Origin of the sequence: Janthinobacterium sp. LPB2021202312-11-4, assembly GCF_037049705.1 — a bacterium.
Classification (GTDB): domain Bacteria; phylum Pseudomonadota; class Gammaproteobacteria; order Pseudomonadales; family Pseudomonadaceae; genus Aquipseudomonas.
Map to the genome: position 1 here is coordinate 1 of NZ_JBAGKV010000016.1, position 18,442 is coordinate 18,442.

Genomic DNA, 18,442 nt, shown 5'->3' on the forward strand with positions numbered 1-18,442 from the left:
CTAGAGGCCGAGATCAAAAAAAGGGTCTTAAATACCGTGGCTGTAAACGCATCATAGCGCGACGATTTCTTTCATGGCAAGAATCTCAGCGAACCTCGATAAAGACGGCTATTTAGTTAAGCTTGGTGCGGCAGTGCGCGCACGACGGCTTGAGCAGGCCCTTTCGCAAGAAGCCCTGGCGGATGCCTCCGGGATTGATCGTTCCCACATGGGGAAGATCGAGCGAGGAGAGAGGAACGTTACATTTCTCAACATTCTTCGGATTTCAACGGCTATGCGGTGCAAACCGTCTGATTTGCTTGTTGACGCTGGACTCTGATCGGCCAAAGCGGTTTCAAGTTTTTATCCCGTGTTGCCTGTCAATGTCGCAGAAGTCTCTGATGCTCTTGGAGGAAACTAATCTCCAGAACAGCAAACAAGTCAACGCTACTGTTATGAGCAAAAGTGGGAAGCGCGCCATCAGGCAGAGGGCCGCCACCAACACGCTGCTACCGGCGAGCAAGCAAATGAAGAGGAACAGAGTGAGAAAAAACTGAAGCACGTGCATGGACGATTTTCCTTTCATGGGCATTTAGTGAGTGAGTGAGGGACGGTGTTGGCTGGGAAGGTATTTAGAGATAGCCGCGTTCGGCGAACGATACACAGCCTTCCAAACCGACCACGACATGGTCGAGTGTCCGGGTGCCCACCAAGAAGAGTGCCTCTTTCAGCGCCTTTGTCAGCTGGCGGTCTGCTTGGCTGGGTTCGGGGTCGCCAGAGGGATGGTTGTGCACCAGGACCACCGCCGCCGCGTTGTGCGCCAACACTAGCTTCACGACTTCCCGTGGATGGACGCTGGCTTCATCCAGGGTGCCGCGAAACAACTCCTGAAAGCTGAGCACGCGGTGTTTGCTGTCGAGCAGTAGCAGCGCAAACACTTCGTGCTCATAGTGTTGCAGGAGCACTTGCAGGTGGCTGATGACTTGATCGGGAGAGGTCAGTAACCTACCTTTGGCCAGGCGTTGACGCGCCAACTGTTGCGCCATGCGCAGAATGTCGCTTTCGCTGACGGGCGAATCTATGTGGTACTGGCCAGCAATGTCACTGGCCTTGAGCTTGTGCAGTTTCATCCCGAATCTCCTTGGGCTCAGGCCACGAGTTGCAGGGCGGCATGCAGGGCTTTTTGTTTGATCACCGCCCCTTGTCCAAACCAGGCGGAATCCATTCGGTACTCCGAGCTTCGAGCGCGGCGTTCGTGATCCACGTACTCGGTCACGGCGTTGAGCAAGCCCCAGGCGGTGCCGCGTGCGGACTCCAGTTCCGCGCCTCGGCCTTTGCCTTCGTATAGTGTTTGGACCTTCTCCATCGCCCGCTTATTGGGTAATGCATCAGGAATTGGGGCATGGGCGCTGGTGTCGCACAGCACGTTCATGAAAAAGCCGAGGGCTTCTTTCGTCTGAACCTTGCGTTCGGCGAGGGTGCGCATTCGGTACATGAATTCGTCCCATTGCGAGACGGCGATGCCCAGTTGCTTTTTGACCGTGCGCGGATCAAAGCGGGTGCTGTGTGGAACCTTGATGGCGTGAGTGGCGCCGTTCAGGGAAATGCTTAAGGTGTTGTTGCAAACCACGCGCACCGTGGTAGGTGTCGCTGTAGTGGCCAGTGTGCCGTCGCAGGAAGTGGCCAGCAGCAGGTAGCCTTTGACCTGATCATTGCCCTTTAGCGCCGTGGCCTGACCGGTTCTGGCGAGCGCCCAGAACTTGCGTCCCCCTTTCAGCACTCCAGCGGTTTCCAGCTCGTATCCGGAGAGCTCGGTCAGGTCTCGGTAGAACTCTAGGACCTCACGAGGTTGCACGACCTGATAACGATGCGAGACCACTGACAACGGGGCTTTGGTATCGGAGCGATACAACACTTTTTGTTCCGGGAAAGTGTGAATGCTGCCCAGGTGGCCAGCCGCCTCGGCCTTGAAATGAACCGGGCTGTCCTGGATCTGCCAATCCATCCCCGCCTCACGCTGCCAGACTTCCAGCGGTTGTTTTTCGGTGAGGCGACTGCCCAGGCCATGCCAAGGGGTAGCGCCAACGTAAGCCATTTGTTCGATGAGATGAGCCATGGGAGAGATTCCTTTGGATGCAGGTCGGCATAAGCGCTGCGCATTACGCAGCACCGACCGGATTGATGTGGGGAAGTTGAAAGGTGCGCCGATTAAGTGGGCAGGTTGAAGCGATGCCCGCAGGCCAGACACAGGTTGTTCGCCAGCACATGGCGATCTAGTTTTTCGCCGAGTTGAGCGCCAAGCGCGCAGCCACCGGCACCGCCAGCCAGTCCACCGAGGATGGCGCTAGAGACTGAACCGATACTGAAACCAGGTGGGCGGATAAGGGCGCCGAGAGTGGCCCCGATTTGACTGCTGGCGAGTGCGGCGCTCGCGCCTCGTGCAGCGCCGGCGATGGAGCCAAGGACGGCGGCAACGGTCATGGCAGTTCTGAGGGACGCGATTTTTTTGGAGTTACAGCAAGGGCACTGAAGTGACATGGGGCGAGTTCCATGAGGGATATTCAGTGTCGTGATATAGGTGCGAAATTCGTTTCAATGGATCAACTGGAAGGCGGGTTGATTCGTCCATTCAAAATAGGTCTCTCTCTGCCTGATTATCGCCAATAAGCCAAAACAAAATTCTTCGAACAATGCGAGTTGCACGCCGTCGGTCAACAGTACCCATATGAGTTGTCATATGGAGAGCTTTGATGTCCAACAAAATCTGCGCTTGTTGTGGCCTGTCGTTCAAAAAACGTCCCCAAGTACCCAATCAAACCTACTGTTCGCTACCAGCCTGTCAGCGAGCCCGACGCCAGCGCTGGCAACGCGACAAGATGCAAACCGATCCTGATTATCGGGATAACCAGAGCCGCAATCAGCGCGCATGGCTAGATCGCCATCCGGAATATTGGCGCAATTATCGGGAAGCCAATCCCGATTCCGTCAAACGAAACAAATCCCGCCAGCGCTCCAAACACTATCTGCCACAGGAAGTAGATCTTGCAAAGATGGACGTGTCACCGGGCATGGCGCTGCGCTCCGGGCTCTACAGAATTGAGCTAATCCCCAGTGATGACGCAGCTAGTAGTGAGGCGTGGATCGTCGAGATCACCCCCGTTGAACATCCGTTGCCCGTGCAAAAAGGACTCGTGCAAAGATAGGACGTGATGGTCATTTTGCTGGTCAGGCGTTAATTACGAATCCAAATGAGTTCTCGATCATCCTGCGTGGCAGCTATCTCAACGAAGTGCGCTTCGGTCATTTTTTCTCTGTCCGAGGCCCGCGTGAAGATGTGAAAGGCAGGCCCGAGAGCAAGCACAAGAATAACGGCGAGCGATCGGGTCCTATGCAGTCAGATAATTCTTCACCGGCGATGTCGGATCGACCGGTGGCATTACGTGCCGCCGAATACGTCAGAATGTCCACTGAGCACCAGCAGTACTCGACCGAAAACCAATCTGACAAGATTCGGGAGTACGCCGATCAGCGCGGTATGCAGATCGTCCGTACCTATGCCGACCAAGGCAAAAGTGGGCTGCGCATCGATGGCCGACAGGCCTTGCAGCAGCTGATCAAAGACGTCGAGTCTGGAGCGGCAGACTTCCAGATCATTCTGGTCTATGACGTCAGTCGCTGGGGGCGATTCCAAGATGCTGACGAAAGTGCCTATTACGAGTACATCTGCCGCCGGGCGGGTATTCAGTTTGCCTACTGTGCAGAGCAGTTTGAAAACGACGGCTCTCCAGTTTCGACCATCGTCAAGGGCGTCAAGCGCGCGATGGCGGGCGAGTACAGCAGGGAACTGTCGGCCAAGGTGTTCGCGGGCCAGTGCCGACTGATCGAGCTGGGCTATCGCCAAGGGGGGCCTGCGGGTTACGGCCTGCGGCGAGTCCTGATCGATCAGGCTGGCTCAATCAAAAGTGAGCTGGCGCGGGGCGAGCACAAGAGCCTGCAAACCGACCGCGTGATCTTGATGCCAGGGCCTGACACCGAAGTGCAGACGGTGAACCAGATCTATCGCTGGTTCATAGATGAAGGTTTACCCGAATCCCAAATCGCCTCCCGCCTTAACAACCATGGCATTCACACCGATCAGGATCGGGACTGGACACGGGCCACTGTGCGCGAAGTGCTGAGCAATGAAAAATACGTCGGTAACAATGTCTACAACAGGATTTCCTTCAAGTTAAAAAAACACCGGATCACCAACCAGCCGGATATGTGGATCAAGAAGGAAGGTGCGTTCGAGGCCATCGTGTCACCGGAGGCGTTCTATACCGCCCAAGGTATTCTTCGCGCTCGGGCGCATCGGTTCAGCAATGAAGAACTGATCGAGAAACTGCGCAATCTATACCAGTATCGCGGCTTCCTTTCGGGTCTCATCATCGATGAGACGGAGGGGATGCCGTCGGCCTCGGCCTATATCCACCGTTTCGGTAGTTTGATCAGTGCCTACCAGGTCGTAGGATTCACGCCGGATCGAGACTATCGCTTCCTCGAGATCAATCGTTTTTTGCGACGGCTACATCCGGAAATTGTCAGTCAGACCGAGCACGTGATTGCCGATATCGGTGGGTTGATCGAGCGCGATCCCGCCACCGACCTACTGACGGTCAATCGGGAGTTCAGCATCTCGCTGGTCCTGTCACGATGCCAGTTGCTGGACAGCGGGCGCAGGCGGTGGAAGGTTCGCTTCGACACTAGCCTGGCCCCTGACATCACGGTCGCCGTCCGACTGGACGAAACCAATCAGGCGCCGCTCGACTATTACCTGCTGCCACGGTTGGACTTCGGCCAGCAGGGTTTCAATCTTGCCGATCACAACGGCATTGAATTCGAGAGTTATCGCTTCGAGAGTCTGGATTATCTCTACGGCATGGCCGCGCGCGCACGTATCAGGAGGGCGGGATGAGCAAGGAGCATCTGACCAGAGAACTGAAAATGATTCCGCTTGAGTTCATTGAGGTACTGAATACTCGAGAGCGAAACGGACGGGTGTTCGACGAAATTGTCGGTAACATCAAAAATATCGGTCTCAAGAAACCGATCACGGTGACCCCTCGACCCGACGCAGATGGATCAGAGCGTTACCTGCTAATTTGCGGTGAAGGACGGCTCAAAGCCTACAGTACGTTGGGTGAAAGCAGTATTCCGGCTATGGTGGTGAGTGTCAGCGACGAGGACGCCTTCCTTATGAGTCTGGCGGAGAATATTGCACGCCGCCAATGCCGTCCTCTGGAGTTGCTGGCGGGTATCGAGCAGTTACGTGACCAAGGCTATGACAAAAAGACCATTGCCCAGAAAACCGGCCTTAGCGCCGACTATGTCTATGGCATTCTTCAGTTGCTCAAAAGTGGTGAGGAGCGCCTGTTGGTGGCGGTTGAAAGCGGGCGTATTCCGCTGAACGCCGCGCTCGCTATCGCGGGAGCAGGCAGTGATACGGAAGTACAGGCTGCCCTGCAAGATGCTTATGAATCGGGGAAGTTGCGTGGCAAACAACTGATCCAGGCTCGTCGGGTCATTGAGCGCCGCCGTTCACTGGGGCGATCCATCGCGCGTGGCACACCGCGCAAGGCGGCTGCGGTCACCTCATCCAGTTTGATCCGTAGCTATCAGAAAGAGGTAGAGCGGCAAAAACTCATGGTCAAAAAGGCCGAGTTCGCTCAACAGCGGTTGCTCTTTGTGATCGAGGCTCTACGCCAGTTGCTGTCCGATGACAATTTCACCAACCTGCTGCGTGCTGAAGGATTGGATACGCTGCCGAAATACCTCGCCGAGCGAGTTTGGGTAGGAGCCCACACGACATGAGCCAATTGCCTCTTGGTTTTGTTCCGCAGCCACTATCAGTTTCGTTGGCTCTGATCCTGCCCTCGCGCAAAACACCTGAAGGGTTGATCGGCTCTAAAAAATATAAGCAGATTCAGTCGTCGATTGATGCTGTCGGTTTAATCGAGCCGCTGACAGTCAGCAAGGCCGACAATCAATCTAACCAGCATACGTTGCTGGATGGGCACATTCGCTTGTTGGTGCTAAAGCAATTGGGCTTCATCGATGCGCCGTGCCTGGTTGCCACGGACGATGAGACCTACACCTATAACAACCGGATCAATCGTCTTTCCACCATTCAAGAACACTTCATGATTCGGCGTGCGGTCGAGCGCGGCGTGACACCGGCCAGGCTGGCCAAGGCGTTAAACGTCGACATCAGTCACATTGTCAAAAAAATGAATCTGCTAGATGGCGTATGCGATGAAGCGGCCGAGCTGCTTAGGGATCAGCACTTTTCCGCCGAAATCGGCGCGGTGCTGCGCAAACTCAAACCGATCAGGCAGGTGGAGTGCGTGGAGCTGCTGGTGGCTACCAACAATATCACCGTGCCTTACGCTCAGGCTCTCATGGCCGCTACGCCAAGCAATTTGCTGGTGGGCGATGCCAAACCCCGCAAGCTCGGTGGTGCCACGCCCGAGCAGATGGCCAAAATGGAGCGTGAAATGGGAAACCTGCAAGGACAGTTTAAGCTGGTTGAGCAATCGTACGGTCAAGACGTGCTCAATCTTGTGCTAGCCAAGGGTTATCTAGTGAAGCTAGTGGATAATGAGGCGATCATCCGTTTCCTCACCCAAAATCAACCTGAGATGCTAGTTGAGTTCGAAAAAATCGTGCAGACGGTATCGCTGGACAAGTGAATGAGCAGGGATGGACAGGCCGTCCAGCTCCGCCATCAACGCCGGACAAAGTCAGCAGGAAGGTGCCAGCTTTCGCATTTGCGACCAGCAAAAATCTGGTATGAGGCATGACTGCATCATCATCAAGTTCGCGCGGTTATCCGGAACACCAGAGGTGTCGTTCAGCGTATCGATACCAGTTTCAGGCCCCTTGTTCCCTGAATGGCTGAAACCGACAAGTTTCCGGTAGCCGCATGCTGAATATGCTCGCTCCACCAAACCATCATCGGGCGCCGCCTTTCAATGTAATCCGCACGATTGTAGGCGCTCCGCACTTCATCTTTGTCGACGTGCGCAAGTGCGACCTCAATCAGCTCAGGGTCCCAACCTTTTTCGTTCAGGATGGTACTGGCCATGGAGCGCATGCCGTGGCTCACCAACCGGCCTTCAAAGCCCATTCGTTTTAATGCCATATTTGCTGTCTGGCTGTTGCAATGATCTCGTGGGTCTCTATCGGCTGGGAAGACGAACTCTCTATGTCCGCTGTAGGGCTTGATCGTCTCTAGCAAAGCAAGCGCTTGCTCGGTAAGCGGTATGACGTGAGCGCGTCGCTTCTTCATTCGCTCGGCAGGGATTGTCCAGATTTTCTTTTCGAGGTCGATGTCAGCCCAAGACGTCGTAGCGGCTTCGGCAGGGCGGGTCATTGTGTGAAGCTGCCATTCGATCAGGCAGCGTGTTGTTCTTTTTATGCTGGCATTGGCAATAGCAATCATCAACTCTGGCAGCTCCTCGGGACGGAGAGCAGCCATGTTCTGTTTTTTCGGCTTTTTGAAAACGGCCCGGATGCCACTGAGAGGGTTGGCGAAGATCATTCCCGAGTTCACGCCGTAGGTCATGATCTCGTTGAGTCGTTGAGTCAGTCGTTTCACTGTCTCCAGGCTGCCTTTGGTTTCCAGGGGGCGCAGCAGCTCGATGACTCTCGGGGCATTGAGCTGAGAGATTGGTGTTGAGCCAAGCGATGGAAAGACATGCAGCGTGAGTGAGCGCCAGATGTCCTCGGCATAAGCCTGAGTGACCGAATCTTTTTTCAGTTCAAACCAGGCAGCCGCCACGTTCTCGAATGTGTGCTCGGTTGCTTGTCTCTTTGTCTGTTCCAGATCGGTACGTTGTTCTTTCGGGTCGATGCCCTGAGCGAGAAGCTCTCTGGCTTCAACCGTTTTCTTTCGGGCTTGCGCGAGCGAGAGTTCTGGGTAGGTGCCGAGGCCCATATTGATGCGGTTTTTGGTAATCGGCTGCCGGTAGTTGAAGTTCCAGAGCGTAGAGCCATTGACCCTAACGCGCAGCTGTAAGCCGTCTCCATCGCTGAGGACGTAGTCCTTGTCTTTGGGCTTTACCGCTTTGAGCTGGCGGTCTGAGAGGCGGGTGGCTTGGGCGCACATGAGGTATTCCATGACATCAATTGGTATTCCAAAAATTACCACTGAAGGGCTTGGAATACCATCTGGAATACCAGGTGGCGTGGATTGTGCCGGACGTCTATGGACGCCAATAGACCCTAAGGCCTTGATTTTGCTGGTTTTCAGGCACAAAAAAAGACGTCCTCGGACGTCTTTAGATGTAAAGTTGGTGGAGCCGGGGGGATTTGAACCCCCGTCCGCCAGTACTCCGCTGTCGGTACTACATGCGTAGCCGTTTCTATTAAGTTAACCCTCAGCGACCCGAAGGGCAGGGTGCTTTGGGCGAGTTGTGTAAGTTTTAGCCGCTTCGTCCACAACGTACTGCACGGCGATTCTGTTCTATATGACAATCACTTTGGGTTTACAGACATCCCCTGGTGATTGCTGGACCCGAAGGTACCAGAAGCTCAGGATCTAAAGCTGCTTACGCAGCGAGAGAGAATTCCTGGCCGTAGGTTTCGTCATTGGCAACTATAAGTAGTTGCAACAGTGGATTTACGAGTTCTGTTACCAACTCGGCATGCACCTAAAGTTTCGCGACCGGCGTCGAATCCTAAACGGCCCCGTGCCTGTTGCTCGGTGAATCAAAGTGAGCAACAAGCCTGCGCAGTGTACGCCAACACGCGTCAGAAGGCCAACCGCAAGGTTGGTTGCAAACGATTACGGGTTGGTTTGGTGGTTCAGTTTGCCATCGACAACGCCTGGCTGGCCTCGGTGGCGCATTTTTTGTCATCTTTGGAAGCCTGAGACGCTTTGGCGCTGGCCAGCAGTCTTTTGATCTCCGCGACGTTATTGGCGGTCGCTGGCAGCGTATTCACTTTGGCTTCGAGCTCTTGCAGCTTGCTCGTACATAGGTTGTTGTCCGCCGCAAATACGGGCGAGGCCAACATTGCAGCAGACATGAACAGACCAGCGAGTGCGGTACGTTTCATGGAAATCTCCTTGAACTGATGGTCTCGGTGGGCCGTATGAACGGGCGGCTCGGCCGAGGTCGAAAAAGCCACGATTGATGAGGCCTTCTTAAAAGACTACGCCGCGGCTCAGTAATTCGGTTTTGGGAATCCGAAACGACCACAGGCCTGTTGCTCGGTGAATCTTGATGAGCAACAAGCCTGTGCAGTGTGCGCTAACAACGCCAACCTGAAGGTCGGCACTGAGGCAGGTTACTTCCCGCCTTTATTCGCGTTCTTGATGTCCTGAATAGTTTGGGTGGTCTCAGCGATGCAATCATCAGTCCCTTCTTTGGTGCCTTTTGCCTGATCGGCCTTGGCTTGCTTGACGCTTTCCATTACCTGATCAGACATCTCCGGAGAAATCTGTGCCTTGGCATTTTCAATCGTTTTCAAGTTGACCGCGCAGAGGTCGTCGGCGGCAAACGAGGTGGACGCCATCAGCGAGGCAGTAACGAACAGACCTAACAGTACAGAACGTTTCATGTGTATCTCCTTGAACTGAGGGTCCAGGCATCGCTGGCCATCAGGACGGGCTGCCGAGTTTGGGGAAGGCCCCGCAATTGCGGGGCTTGATCAGTGGACTGCGGCGTCGCGTCAGGGTTCTATTTTTCTTCAGCAGGCCCTCGCCCGGGTCACCCGATCCACCAGATAGACCAACCCGTGGTAGTCAATTCCACCGTGTTGCGTCAGACCAATCTCACAGGTGCGGCTGGTGGAAATCCCCTCGCTGCAATGCTGCACCGCATCCTTGAGGGTGCGCAGCGAATGCGCATTCAACTCCGGCGTGGTGAAGCCCTTGTCCCCGGCAAACCCGCAGCAATGAATGCCTTCCGGGATGACCACGTTATTGCTGCATTTACGCGCCAGATCGATTAGCGCCTGGCTCTCGCCCATGTGTTGAGTGCTGCAGGTGACGTGCACCGCAATCGGTGCTTCCTGCGGCGTGAAATCCAGCCGATCCATCAAATGCGTACGGATGAAACGCACCGGGTCGTACAGGTCCAGCCGAACGTCGCCGAGGTCTTGAACCAGGCGCAGGGTGCAGGGGCTGGTGTCGCAATAGATCGGATCGAGCCCGCCGCGACTGGCGTGCAGCAACGCGCCAATCAGTTCCTGGCGCTTGTGTTCGGCTTGCTCGGCGTAGCCCTTGGAGGCGAACGGCTGACCGCAGCAGAGGCTGTCCTGGTTGTCCGGAAAGACCACTTGGTAACCGGCCTTTTCCAGCAAGCCACGGGTTTTGTCGTACAGCGACATTTGCTCTTTATCACCGGCCGCCGGGCCCATTACCCGCGAGACGCAGGCCACGAGGTACACCACCCGAGGACGTTCGTCGGACACGGTCGGACTGAAGCGGATGGCTTTTTCCGGCTGCGGCATGGCGTTGGTCCATTGCGGGATCTGGCCTTTGGACAGTCGCGTCAGCGTTGCCGAGAGTTTCGCCAAACGCGGCGCACCCAGCAGCATCCGCGCACCGTTGGCCACATGTAGGGTGAAACGCGCACCTTGCAGCGCGGTGGCGAAATTTCCTTCCAGCCAGTTGGCGGTTTTCGTGTGCGTCGCCTGACGGCTGCGAAGCTTTTTCACCAGCTCGCCGGTATTGATTCCTACAGGGCAGCGCTGTGCACACAGCCCGGTGGCGGCGCAGGTGTCGATGCCTTGGTATTCGTAAGCAGCTTCGAGTTCGCAGGTGTCGACGCCGGCGCGTTTCTTCGCCTGAATGTCCCGCCAGATCACGATGCGCTGGCGCGGGCTCAGGGTCAGGCCTTTTGACGGGCAGACCGGTTCGCAGAACCCGCACTCGATGCACTTATCCACAATCTCGTCGGCGGCGGGCAACGGTTTCAGGTGTTTGAGGTGAATCTGCGGGTCTTCGCTGAGCACCACGTCCGGATTCAAAATGCCGTTCGGGTCGAGCAAGCGTTTGAGTTGCCACATCAACTGATAGGCGTCGCTGCCCCATTCCAGTTCGACGAAGGGCGCCATGTTGCGACCGGTACCGTGTTCCGCCTTCAATGATCCACCGAACTCCACGGCCACCAGTTGCGCCACGTCGTCCATGAACGCCTGGTAGCGTGCGACTTCTTCCGGGTTGTTGAAGCCTTGAGTGAAGACAAAATGCAGATTACCTTCCAGGGCGTGTCCGAAAAGGATCGCCTCGTCGTAGTGATGTTTGTCGAACAACTCGATCAAGCGGTTCACGCCGATGGCCAGTTGTTCCACCGGGAAGGTCACGTCTTCGATGATCACCGTGGTCCCGGTTTTGCGCACCGCGCCGACGGCGGGGAAGGTGTCCTTGCGGATCGCCCAGAGCCGGGCGTTTTCCACCGGGTCTTCGGTGAAATCGACCTGCTTCTCCACCGGGAACGCGCTTAGGGACCTCATGACCTGCGCCAGTTGTTCGCGTAGTAATGTGGACGAAGCGGCGCGGGATTCGATCAGCAGGGCGCAGGCATTATTCGACAGTTGCTGTACGAAAGCGGGCATGCCGGGTTTGTCCTGCACCGAGCGCAGGCTGCGGCGGTCCAGCAGTTCCACGGCCGACACCGGTTGGCTTTTCAGCACGGTGACCGCGTTGCAGCAGGTTTCTACGTCCGGGAATACGATCAGCGCCGAGGCCTTGTTCGGGTGGTCGATCACCGTGTCGTAGGTCACCGCGCTGATGAACCCGAGAGTGCCTTCGGAGCCCACCAGCAAGTGGCTCAAGATATCCACAGGCTCGTCGAAATCCACCAGGGCATTGAGCGACAGGCCAGTGGTATTTTTCAGACGGTATTTGTGGCGAATTCTCGCGGCCAATTCGGAATTGGCGCGGGTCTCGCGGCCCAGGCTTGCCAGGCGTTCAAGCAGTGAAGCGTGGCTCTGACGAAACGCCGTCACACTGGCCGCATCTTCGGTGTCGAGACGACTCCCGTCAGCCAGCACCAAGCGAATGCCGGCCAGGGTGTGATAAGTATTTTGCGCCGTGCCGCAGCACATGCCGCTGGCGTTGTTGGCGACGATGCCGCCGATTTTGCAGGCATTGATCGAGGCCGGGTCCGGACCGATCTTGCGTCCGAACGGCGCCAGCCACGCGTTGGCTTGAGCGCCGATCACGCCCGGTTGCAGACGAATCTGCATGCCCTGGCCACGAATCTCGCGGCCGTTCCAGTTGTCCCCCAGTACGATCAACACCGAATCGCTGATGGCTTGCCCGGAAAGACTGGTGCCGGCCGCACGGAAGGTCACAGGCACCTGATCCCGTTGCGCCAGTTTCAGCAGGGCGACCACTTCGTCTTCGGACTCGACGCGGATCACCAGTTGCGGAATCAGCCGATAGAAACTGGCGTCGGTACCGAAGGCCAGCGTCGACAGCGGGTCGTCGAAACGTCGCTCTTGCGGGATCAGTTGCTGCGCATCACGCAGGAAAGTCGTCGGTAATGTCATTCGTCCTCCAGGATCAACACAACCAAGTCTTTCGGGCCGTGGGCGCCGTAGGCTAGCACTTGCTCGATGTCGGCGGTTTTCGACGGGCCGGATACCAGCAACGCGTTGGTCGGCATGCCTTGAGCCCACTCAAACTTCTGCTGCACTTGATAGAAGTTGTCGCGGATTTCGCTGGCCTTGAGCAAAGCGAAATGCACCGGCGGCACGAGGCTCATCAAGCGCGGTTCTTCCCGCGTTGGCCAGACAATCAAACTACCTGTGGCAGCAATGGCGCCGAGAGTTGTGGTCAGGCTCGCCGGGGTGTCGTTAAACAGTTCGGCTTTCCATTCCTCGATCGGGCGGTTGTAGGATTTGAGCGTTGGCAGATCAGGATTTTTCGACCAGTGCTGAGTGACACGTTGACCATGGGGCGTTGTCGGCGCGATCAACAGGCTCGGCAACTGACGATCCCTTAAAAGCTGCGCCAGTAATTCGGGCCAATCTTTGCCCGTGGTCTGATGGATTTCGGTGTGCACCGCTTCCATCAGCTTGCGCAGTTGCGGGATGCGTTGCTCGGGTGTGTAGGTGTAGGGCGCAGTCACCAGTTCGACGTTGAAGTCGTCAGGCACTGGAGTGGTGCCGGTCAGACTTTTCCGTAACTTGGCGAGGATGTTTTGCTTGGCGCTCATCAACGGTCTCCCTGTTTGGCCAGATGCTCACGGGCCATGTCATGCAGCGAGCGGGCAGCGGGTTTTGGTGCGCTGTGGTTTTGTGTCCACGGGCCGACGTTGCTCGGCGCGAGGGCGCGCAGGCGCGTGGCGAAGAAACCGAACAGGCGATAGAGCGTCGGCGAGCTGTTGAGTCTGGCCCAGGCGTTCCAGATAAAACGCTCCTTGCGCGAATACTTGCTGCCCTGGCCGCGCATCACTTGATGCGGGCTGTCCGGGGCTTTGACGTTCTCTTCCCGCAGGCGTCGCAGCAAGGCGGGGATAGGAATTTTTACCGGGCAGACTTCACCGCAGGCGCCGCACAACGACGAGGCACTCGGGTGATCCGGGACTTTCGCCAGACCGACCATGTGCGGGGTGATGATTTTTCCGATAGGCCCTGGGTAAACCTCCCCATAGGCGTGGCCGCCGATTCGGGTATAGACCGGGCAATGATTCATACAGGCGCCGCAGCGGATGCAGTTCAGGGTCTGGCGCAATTCGCTGTCGGCAAAGGCCTGGCTGCGACCGTTGTCGAGCAATACCAGGTGCACTTCCTGTGGGCCGTCGAGTTCATGAGCCTTGCGCGGGCCGGAGATCATGTTGACGTAGGTGGTGATCGGCTGGCCCAGCGCGGAGCGGGTCAGCAGCGACAGCAACGGCACCACGTCCCGCAGGTTTTCCACGACTTTTTCGATGCCGGTAACGGCGATGTGCACCGGCGGGACCGTGGTGGTCATGCGCCCGTTGCCTTCGTTTTCCACCAGCAGCAGGGTGCCGGTTTCGGCCACGGCGAAGTTGACACCGGAGACGCCGATGTCCGCTTCGAAGAATTTCTGTCGCAAGACTTTGCGACCGATCTGAATGAGTTGGTCAACGTCCTTGGTGTATTCCACGCCAAGTTTGTCGTGGAACAAGGACGCGACCTGACCGGCGTTCTTGTGGATCGCCGGCATAATGATGTGTGAAGGCTTCTCGTGGTCGAGCTGGACGATGTACTCGCCCATGTCCGATTCCAGGCATTCAATGCCTTGATCAGCGAGGAAATGATTCATTTCCATCTCTTCGCTGACCATCGATTTGCCCTTGATCACTTGCCGCCCCTCGTGAGCGCGGATGATCGATAAGACGATGCCATTGGCCTCGTCCACCGTTTCCGCCCAGTGCACTGTCACACCGTTGCGGGTCAGGTTCTGTTCAAGTTGCTCGAGCAGGTCGGGCAACTTGGATAACGCACGGGCGCGGACAGCATTGCCCAGCACGCGTAAATGTTCTCTTTCGTGGGCATCGCTGAAGGACGCTGCCCGTTTTGTCATCAGTGAATCCATCGCGCTGCGAAAGTTATTTCGCAGTTGCTTGTCAGCCAACGCCTCGTGAGCGCGGGCGCGAAAGTCTTCTTCTACGGCGACCGTAGGAATAATCGCGGAAGCGTTCATTGAACACCTCCGGTGCGCTGCCAAAGGAAACTGGCCAGGTGTTGGCCGCGCAGCGCTTCCTTCTGTTTTTCCAGCGAGCCGTTGATGTTCATCAAGCAACCGCAGTCGGCACTGAGTACCTGATGCGCGCCGGATTCCTTCAACGACCGGGTCTTGTCAGCTACCATCGCGCCGGAAATGTCTGGCATACGGACGCTGAAAGTCCCACCAAAGCCACAGCATTCACTTTCGTGGCTGTGATCGACGCGTTCCACGTTGCCCAACTGCGCCAACAACGCGCGGCCGTGCAGGTGGGTGTTCATCTCCCGGCGTGCCGAGCACGATGTGTGCAGCGCCACTTTCACCGGCTCGCCGCTGTCCTTGAGCTGCACCTTGCAGACAAACAGCAGGAACTCCGCCAACTCATACGTCCGGGCCGCCAGGGCCTGGACTTGTATCAACGTCTCCGGCTCGTCCTTGAACAAGTCGGCGTAGTGTTCGCGCAACATGCCCGCGCAAGAACCTGAAGGCACCACCACCGGAAAATCCCCGGCAAACAATGCCAGTTGCGAGCGCGCCACGACCCGGGCCTGTTCGGTGTAACCCGAGGTGTAGGCGGGTTGCCCGCAGCAGCTTTGCCCTTGCGGGTAGTCGACACGGATGCCTTCGCGTTCCAGCAGGTGGATCGCGTCCATCCCGGCTTCGGGGTAGAACAAATCCACCACGCAGGTCCCGAACAGGTAGACCCGTGACGGTTTTTCGCTGGGGTATTGCCGAGGCTCGGACAGTGGCGGGGCGACGCGGGTGGCGTTCGGCACTGCGTTGTAAAAAAGCTCGCTCATCAGGCGTGTCTCCGGGTGGTCCCGGTTATCCGTCCGTTGAGGCTGCTGAATATAGAGCCGGAAGCTTTCAGCAGCCTTACAGACCGGGTTGTGAATAGCTGACGCCGGAATCGTGGTCCGGCGTCGGTTTTTTCGGCGCTGTCTGTAGTCCTTAGTGCACCAGCATCCCGGTGAGCCAATAGGCCTGGATGTAGGTGATCAGGCCAACGATCGTTGCGAAGAACAGGCTGTGCTTGAGGGTGAAGCGGAACAGATCCGATTCCTTGCCCACCAGCCCGGTCGCGGCGCAGGCCACGGCGATCGATTGCGGCGAGATCATCTTGCCGGTCACGCCGCCGCTGGTGTTCGCGGCCACCAGCAACACATCGCTGACACCGATCTGGTGCGCGGTGGTTGCTTGCAACGAGCTGAACAGCGCGTTGGACGAGGTGTCGGAGCCAGTCAGGAACACGCCCAGCCAGCCGAGGAACGGCGAGAAGAACGGGAACGCTGCGCCGGTCGCCGCCAATACCAGGGCCATGGTCGAAGACATGCCCGAGTAGTTGGTGACGAAGGCGAACGCCAGCACCATGCCGATGGACAGAATCGGCCAGCGCAATTCGTAGAAGGTCTCTTTCAAAGTGGTAAGACCAATTTTGAAGTTGATCTTCAGCACCAGCATCGAGATCAGCGCCGAGAAGAAAATCGCCGTGCCGGTCGCGGAAATCGGATCAAGTTTGAACACGGCCGGAATCGCGGTCGGTACCGTCACGATCGGCGCGACCTTGATCACCATCTGGTCCAGGTGCGGGATGGCGAAGTTGAACACCCAGCTGTACATCGAACCGCCAGCGGCAAACATCGCCTTGAACGGTTTCAGGGTCCAGATCGTGACCAGTACGGTGAGGATCAGGAACGGCGACCAGGCCTTGAAAATTGCCAGCAGGCTGTAGGGCGAAGCCACGGTTGTGCGCTTCTGGCCGAAACCGCCGACGCTGGCGGTCACCACGGACGCCGAAACGGCACCGGCGATGTGTTGGCCGGCGGCGCGGCGCGGTTGCCAGACTTTCAGGAACAGGGTCAGGGAAATCAGGCTGACCAGCGCCGAGGTGATGTCCGGCAGTTCCGGGCCGATGAAGTTCGAAGTGAAGTACTGGGTGATGGCAAAGCTCAAGCCCGCCACCAGCGCGGCTGGCCAGGTTTCGCGAACGCCGCGCAGGCCGTCCATCATGAACACCAGCCAGAACGGCACGAACAGCGACAGCAGCGGCAGTTGGCGGCCGGTCATGGCGCCGATCTTGAACGCGTCGATGCCCGTCACTTGCCCGGCCACGATGATCGGAATGCCCAAGGCGCCGAACGCAACCGGTGCGGTGTTGGCGATCAGGCACAGGCCAGCGGCGTACAGCGGGTTGAAGCCAAGTCCTACGAGCAGTGCGGCGGTAATCGCTACCGGCGCACCGAAACCGGCTGCACCTTCCAGGAACGCACCGAAGCAGAAGCCGATCAGCAGCACTTGCAGGCGCTGGTCGTCGGTGATCGACAGCACGGAGCTGCGGATCACTTCGAACTGGCCGCTCTTGACCGTCAGTTTGTAGAGGAACACCGCCGCGACGATGATCCAGGCAATCGGCCACAAGCCGTAGGCGAAACCATACCCGGCAGCGGCGAAGGCCATATCGACCGGCATCTGGAACGCGAAGATCGCCACGATGATGGCCAAGGCCAGGGTGATGCTACCGGCCACATGGCCTTTGAGGCGGAACACGGCCAAGGCCAGGAAGAAAAATACGATTGGGATGACGGCCGCGAGCGCGGACACGCCGAGACTGCCGAGCGGGCTGTAGAGCTGTTGCCAGGTTTGCATATGGGGTGGCCCCTAATTGTTGTTGGTCAGGCACTGTCAGCGTTCTTGGTTAATTGGTAATACCAATTTACAATCGCTGTTGGCTAGGGTAAAAGCCTTGTATGCGGTGTGTCAATTTGCCGCCCTAAAACTTTTGTCGAATAAGCGGTGCAGAACGCATCTGATCTGTCCGCTCAAGCGTCGTCCGGTAGGTGCTGCGAAGGCGCCGATAGGCCAGAATAGAGAGCCCGGCGAGCGGCCGGGATCGTGGAGAAATGAGTTATGGGGTTTGATCAAATTCGTCAGCGCCGTTTGTCTGACGATATTGTCGAGCGGCTTGAGGGGATGATTCTCGAGGGCACGCTGAAGTCAGGTGAACGCTTGCCGGCCGAACGCGCATTGGCCGAGCAGTTCGGCGTGTCACGCCCCTCGTTGCGCGAAGCCATTCAGAAACTGGCGGCCAAGGGCTTGCTGGTCAGTCGCCAGGGCGGCGGCAATTATGTGGTGGACTCTCTGGGGTCGACGTTCAGCGATCCGCTGCTGCATCTGCTGGAAAGCAACCCTGAAGCCCAGCGTGATTTACTCGAGTTTCGCCACACCCTGGAAGCGTCCTGTGCCTATTACGCGGCGTTGCGCGCCACTGATGTGGATCGCGAACGGCTGACGGCGGCGTTCGAAGAGTTGCAGGATTGCTACACGCGTCACGATGAAGTGAGCCGGGTGGAGGAGGGCGCGGCGGATGCGAAATTTCACTTGGCGATTGCCGAGGCCAGTCATAACGCGGTGTTGCTGCACACCATTCGCGGATTGTTCGACCTGCTCAAGCGCAACGTGGTGACCAACATCGGTGGCATGTACAAACAACGTACTGAGACGCGGGACATGCTGATCAGTCAGCACCGCGAGTTGTACCTGGCGATTATCGAAGGACGGGCGGAGCAGGCGCGGGAAATCTCCAGCCGACATATTTTGTATGTGCAGGAAGTGCTGGAAGAGGTGCGTCAGGAGGTGCAGCGCATGGCTCGGGCGGAGCGGCGCAAGGGGATGTGATTGCGTTCAAACGCGAAAGATCGCAGCCTGCGGCAGCTCCTACATAGATCATGTATCCATGTAGGAGTTGCCGCAGGCTGCGATCTTTTCGCCGGCGCCACAAAA

Annotated in this window: 17 protein-coding genes and 1 other RNA gene; 6 read left to right on the plus strand and 12 right to left on the minus strand. The window is 57.4% G+C overall.

All coding sequences use genetic code 11. The annotated features are described in order from the left end of the window. Positions 1-73: 73 nt before the first annotated feature. Positions 74-319, plus strand: coding sequence for a helix-turn-helix domain-containing protein (locus V5E99_RS17635; protein ID WP_499803590.1), 246 nt, complete (start codon positions 74-76; stop codon positions 317-319). 292 nt (positions 320-611) lie between these two features. On the opposite strand, the gene radC is transcribed toward V5E99_RS17635, so the two are convergent. The 3 genes from radC to V5E99_RS17650 all read right to left on the minus strand — a co-directional run bounded on the left by radC (position 612) and on the right by V5E99_RS17650 (position 2,460). After that, on the minus strand, positions 612-1,109 hold the full coding sequence (gene radC / locus V5E99_RS17640; RefSeq protein ID WP_499803591.1) for a RadC family protein: 498 nt from the start codon (positions 1,107-1,109) through the stop codon (positions 612-614). A gap of 17 nt (positions 1,110-1,126) precedes the next feature. Then, positions 1,127-2,095 (minus strand): DUF932 domain-containing protein, encoded by a 969-nt coding sequence (locus V5E99_RS17645; protein ID WP_499803592.1) that lies wholly within the window; start codon positions 2,093-2,095, stop codon positions 1,127-1,129. 92 nt (positions 2,096-2,187) lie between these two features. Next, positions 2,188-2,460, minus strand: coding sequence for a hypothetical protein (locus V5E99_RS17650; RefSeq protein WP_499803593.1), 273 nt, complete (start codon positions 2,458-2,460; stop codon positions 2,188-2,190). A gap of 269 nt (positions 2,461-2,729) precedes the next feature. Between V5E99_RS17650 and V5E99_RS17655 the strand changes: the two genes are divergently transcribed. The 4 genes from V5E99_RS17655 (at position 2,730) to V5E99_RS17670 (ending at position 6,707) form a co-directional block, all read left to right on the plus strand. Continuing rightward, positions 2,730-3,182, plus strand: a complete 453-nt coding sequence (locus V5E99_RS17655) for a hypothetical protein (RefSeq protein WP_429539912.1) — start codon at positions 2,730-2,732, stop codon at positions 3,180-3,182. 185 nt (positions 3,183-3,367) lie between these two features. Continuing rightward, positions 3,368-4,933 carry a recombinase family protein gene (locus V5E99_RS17660; RefSeq protein WP_499803594.1) on the plus strand — a complete coding sequence of 522 codons (1,566 nt, stop codon included), beginning with the start codon at positions 3,368-3,370 and terminating at the stop codon, positions 4,931-4,933. Beyond that, the gene (locus tag V5E99_RS17665; protein WP_429539913.1) at positions 4,930-5,829 is read left to right on the plus strand and encodes a plasmid partitioning protein RepB C-terminal domain-containing protein; all 900 of its coding nucleotides are present in this window, start codon (positions 4,930-4,932) and stop codon (positions 5,827-5,829) included. Before V5E99_RS17660 ends, V5E99_RS17665 begins: the two co-directional genes overlap by 4 nt. Continuing rightward, positions 5,826-6,707, plus strand: a complete 882-nt coding sequence (locus V5E99_RS17670) for a plasmid partitioning protein RepB C-terminal domain-containing protein (protein WP_499803595.1) — start codon at positions 5,826-5,828, stop codon at positions 6,705-6,707. The genes V5E99_RS17665 and V5E99_RS17670 overlap by 4 nt, the downstream gene beginning before the upstream one ends. A 161-nt stretch (positions 6,708-6,868) precedes the next feature. Here V5E99_RS17670 and V5E99_RS17675 read toward each other — a convergent pair whose 3' ends face one another. From V5E99_RS17675 to V5E99_RS17715, 9 genes are all read right to left on the minus strand, one after another. Beyond that, positions 6,869-8,125 (minus strand): integrase domain-containing protein, encoded by a 1,257-nt coding sequence (locus V5E99_RS17675; protein ID WP_429539915.1) that lies wholly within the window; start codon positions 8,123-8,125, stop codon positions 6,869-6,871. Positions 8,126-8,310: 185 nt separating this feature from the next. Then, positions 8,311-8,708: a transfer-messenger RNA gene (ssrA, locus tag V5E99_RS17680) on the minus strand. Positions 8,709-8,823: 115 nt separating this feature from the next. Further along, a complete protein-coding gene (locus V5E99_RS17685; RefSeq protein WP_499803596.1) occupies positions 8,824-9,075 on the minus strand; it encodes a PA2433 domain-containing protein in 252 nt (83 codons plus the stop codon). Between the two features lie 231 nt (positions 9,076-9,306). Then, complete coding sequence (locus V5E99_RS17690) at positions 9,307-9,579, minus strand: PA2433 domain-containing protein (RefSeq protein ID WP_499803597.1); 273 nt, start codon at positions 9,577-9,579, stop codon at positions 9,307-9,309. A 129-nt stretch (positions 9,580-9,708) separates the two neighbouring features. Then, positions 9,709-12,519 (minus strand): FAD-binding and (Fe-S)-binding domain-containing protein, encoded by a 2,811-nt coding sequence (locus V5E99_RS17695; protein ID WP_499803598.1) that lies wholly within the window; start codon positions 12,517-12,519, stop codon positions 9,709-9,711. Beyond that, entirely contained in the window at positions 12,516-13,187 is a 672-nt protein-coding gene (locus V5E99_RS17700; RefSeq protein ID WP_499803599.1) for a LutC/YkgG family protein, read from the minus strand. The genes V5E99_RS17695 and V5E99_RS17700 overlap by 4 nt, the downstream gene beginning before the upstream one ends. Further along, positions 13,187-14,641 (minus strand): LutB/LldF family L-lactate oxidation iron-sulfur protein, encoded by a 1,455-nt coding sequence (locus tag V5E99_RS17705; protein WP_499803600.1) that lies wholly within the window; start codon positions 14,639-14,641, stop codon positions 13,187-13,189. Before V5E99_RS17705 ends, V5E99_RS17700 begins: the two co-directional genes overlap by 1 nt. Then, on the minus strand, positions 14,638-15,462 hold the full coding sequence (locus tag V5E99_RS17710; RefSeq protein WP_499803601.1) for a (Fe-S)-binding protein: 825 nt from the start codon (positions 15,460-15,462) through the stop codon (positions 14,638-14,640). The genes V5E99_RS17705 and V5E99_RS17710 overlap by 4 nt, the downstream gene beginning before the upstream one ends. Positions 15,463-15,613: 151 nt before the next feature. After that, a complete protein-coding gene (locus tag V5E99_RS17715) occupies positions 15,614-17,308 on the minus strand; it encodes a lactate permease LctP family transporter (RefSeq protein ID WP_499803602.1) in 1,695 nt (564 codons plus the stop codon). A gap of 261 nt (positions 17,309-17,569) precedes the next feature. On the opposite strand from V5E99_RS17715, the gene V5E99_RS17720 reads away from it, so the two are divergent. Further along, entirely contained in the window at positions 17,570-18,337 is a 768-nt protein-coding gene (locus tag V5E99_RS17720) for an FCD domain-containing protein (RefSeq protein WP_499803603.1), read from the plus strand. The last annotated feature ends 105 nt before the right edge of the window (positions 18,338-18,442 follow it).

Excerpts from the sequence above, each read along its gene's own strand:
- V5E99_RS17635 (WP_499803590.1), top strand. The coding sequence starts at position 74 with ATGGCAAGAATCTCAGCGAACCTCGATAAAGACGGCTATTTAGTTAAG.
- V5E99_RS17645 (WP_499803592.1), bottom strand. The coding sequence starts at position 2,095 with ATGGCTCATCTCATCGAACAAATGGCTTACGTTGGCGCTACCCCTTGG.
- V5E99_RS17705 (WP_499803600.1), bottom strand. The coding sequence starts at position 14,641 with ATGAACGCTTCCGCGATTATTCCTACGGTCGCCGTAGAAGAAGACTTT.
- V5E99_RS17685 (WP_499803596.1), bottom strand. The coding sequence starts at position 9,075 with ATGAAACGTACCGCACTCGCTGGTCTGTTCATGTCTGCTGCAATGTTG.
- V5E99_RS17715 (WP_499803602.1), bottom strand. The coding sequence starts at position 17,308 with ATGCAAACCTGGCAACAGCTCTACAGCCCGCTCGGCAGTCTCGGCGTG.
- V5E99_RS17650 (WP_499803593.1), bottom strand. The coding sequence starts at position 2,460 with ATGACCGTTGCCGCCGTCCTTGGCTCCATCGCCGGCGCTGCACGAGGC.
- V5E99_RS17720 (WP_499803603.1), top strand. The coding sequence starts at position 17,570 with ATGGGGTTTGATCAAATTCGTCAGCGCCGTTTGTCTGACGATATTGTC.
- V5E99_RS17695 (WP_499803598.1), bottom strand. The coding sequence starts at position 12,519 with ATGACATTACCGACGACTTTCCTGCGTGATGCGCAGCAACTGATCCCG.
- radC (WP_499803591.1), bottom strand. The coding sequence starts at position 1,109 with ATGAAACTGCACAAGCTCAAGGCCAGTGACATTGCTGGCCAGTACCAC.
- V5E99_RS17665 (WP_429539913.1), top strand. The coding sequence starts at position 4,930 with ATGAGCAAGGAGCATCTGACCAGAGAACTGAAAATGATTCCGCTTGAG.
- V5E99_RS17660 (WP_499803594.1), top strand. The coding sequence starts at position 3,368 with ATGCAGTCAGATAATTCTTCACCGGCGATGTCGGATCGACCGGTGGCA.
- V5E99_RS17700 (WP_499803599.1), bottom strand. The coding sequence starts at position 13,187 with ATGAGCGCCAAGCAAAACATCCTCGCCAAGTTACGGAAAAGTCTGACC.
- V5E99_RS17670 (WP_499803595.1), top strand. The coding sequence starts at position 5,826 with ATGAGCCAATTGCCTCTTGGTTTTGTTCCGCAGCCACTATCAGTTTCG.
- V5E99_RS17690 (WP_499803597.1), bottom strand. The coding sequence starts at position 9,579 with ATGAAACGTTCTGTACTGTTAGGTCTGTTCGTTACTGCCTCGCTGATG.
- V5E99_RS17655 (WP_429539912.1), top strand. The coding sequence starts at position 2,730 with ATGTCCAACAAAATCTGCGCTTGTTGTGGCCTGTCGTTCAAAAAACGT.
- V5E99_RS17675 (WP_429539915.1), bottom strand. The coding sequence starts at position 8,125 with ATGTGCGCCCAAGCCACCCGCCTCTCAGACCGCCAGCTCAAAGCGGTA.
- V5E99_RS17710 (WP_499803601.1), bottom strand. The coding sequence starts at position 15,462 with ATGAGCGAGCTTTTTTACAACGCAGTGCCGAACGCCACCCGCGTCGCC.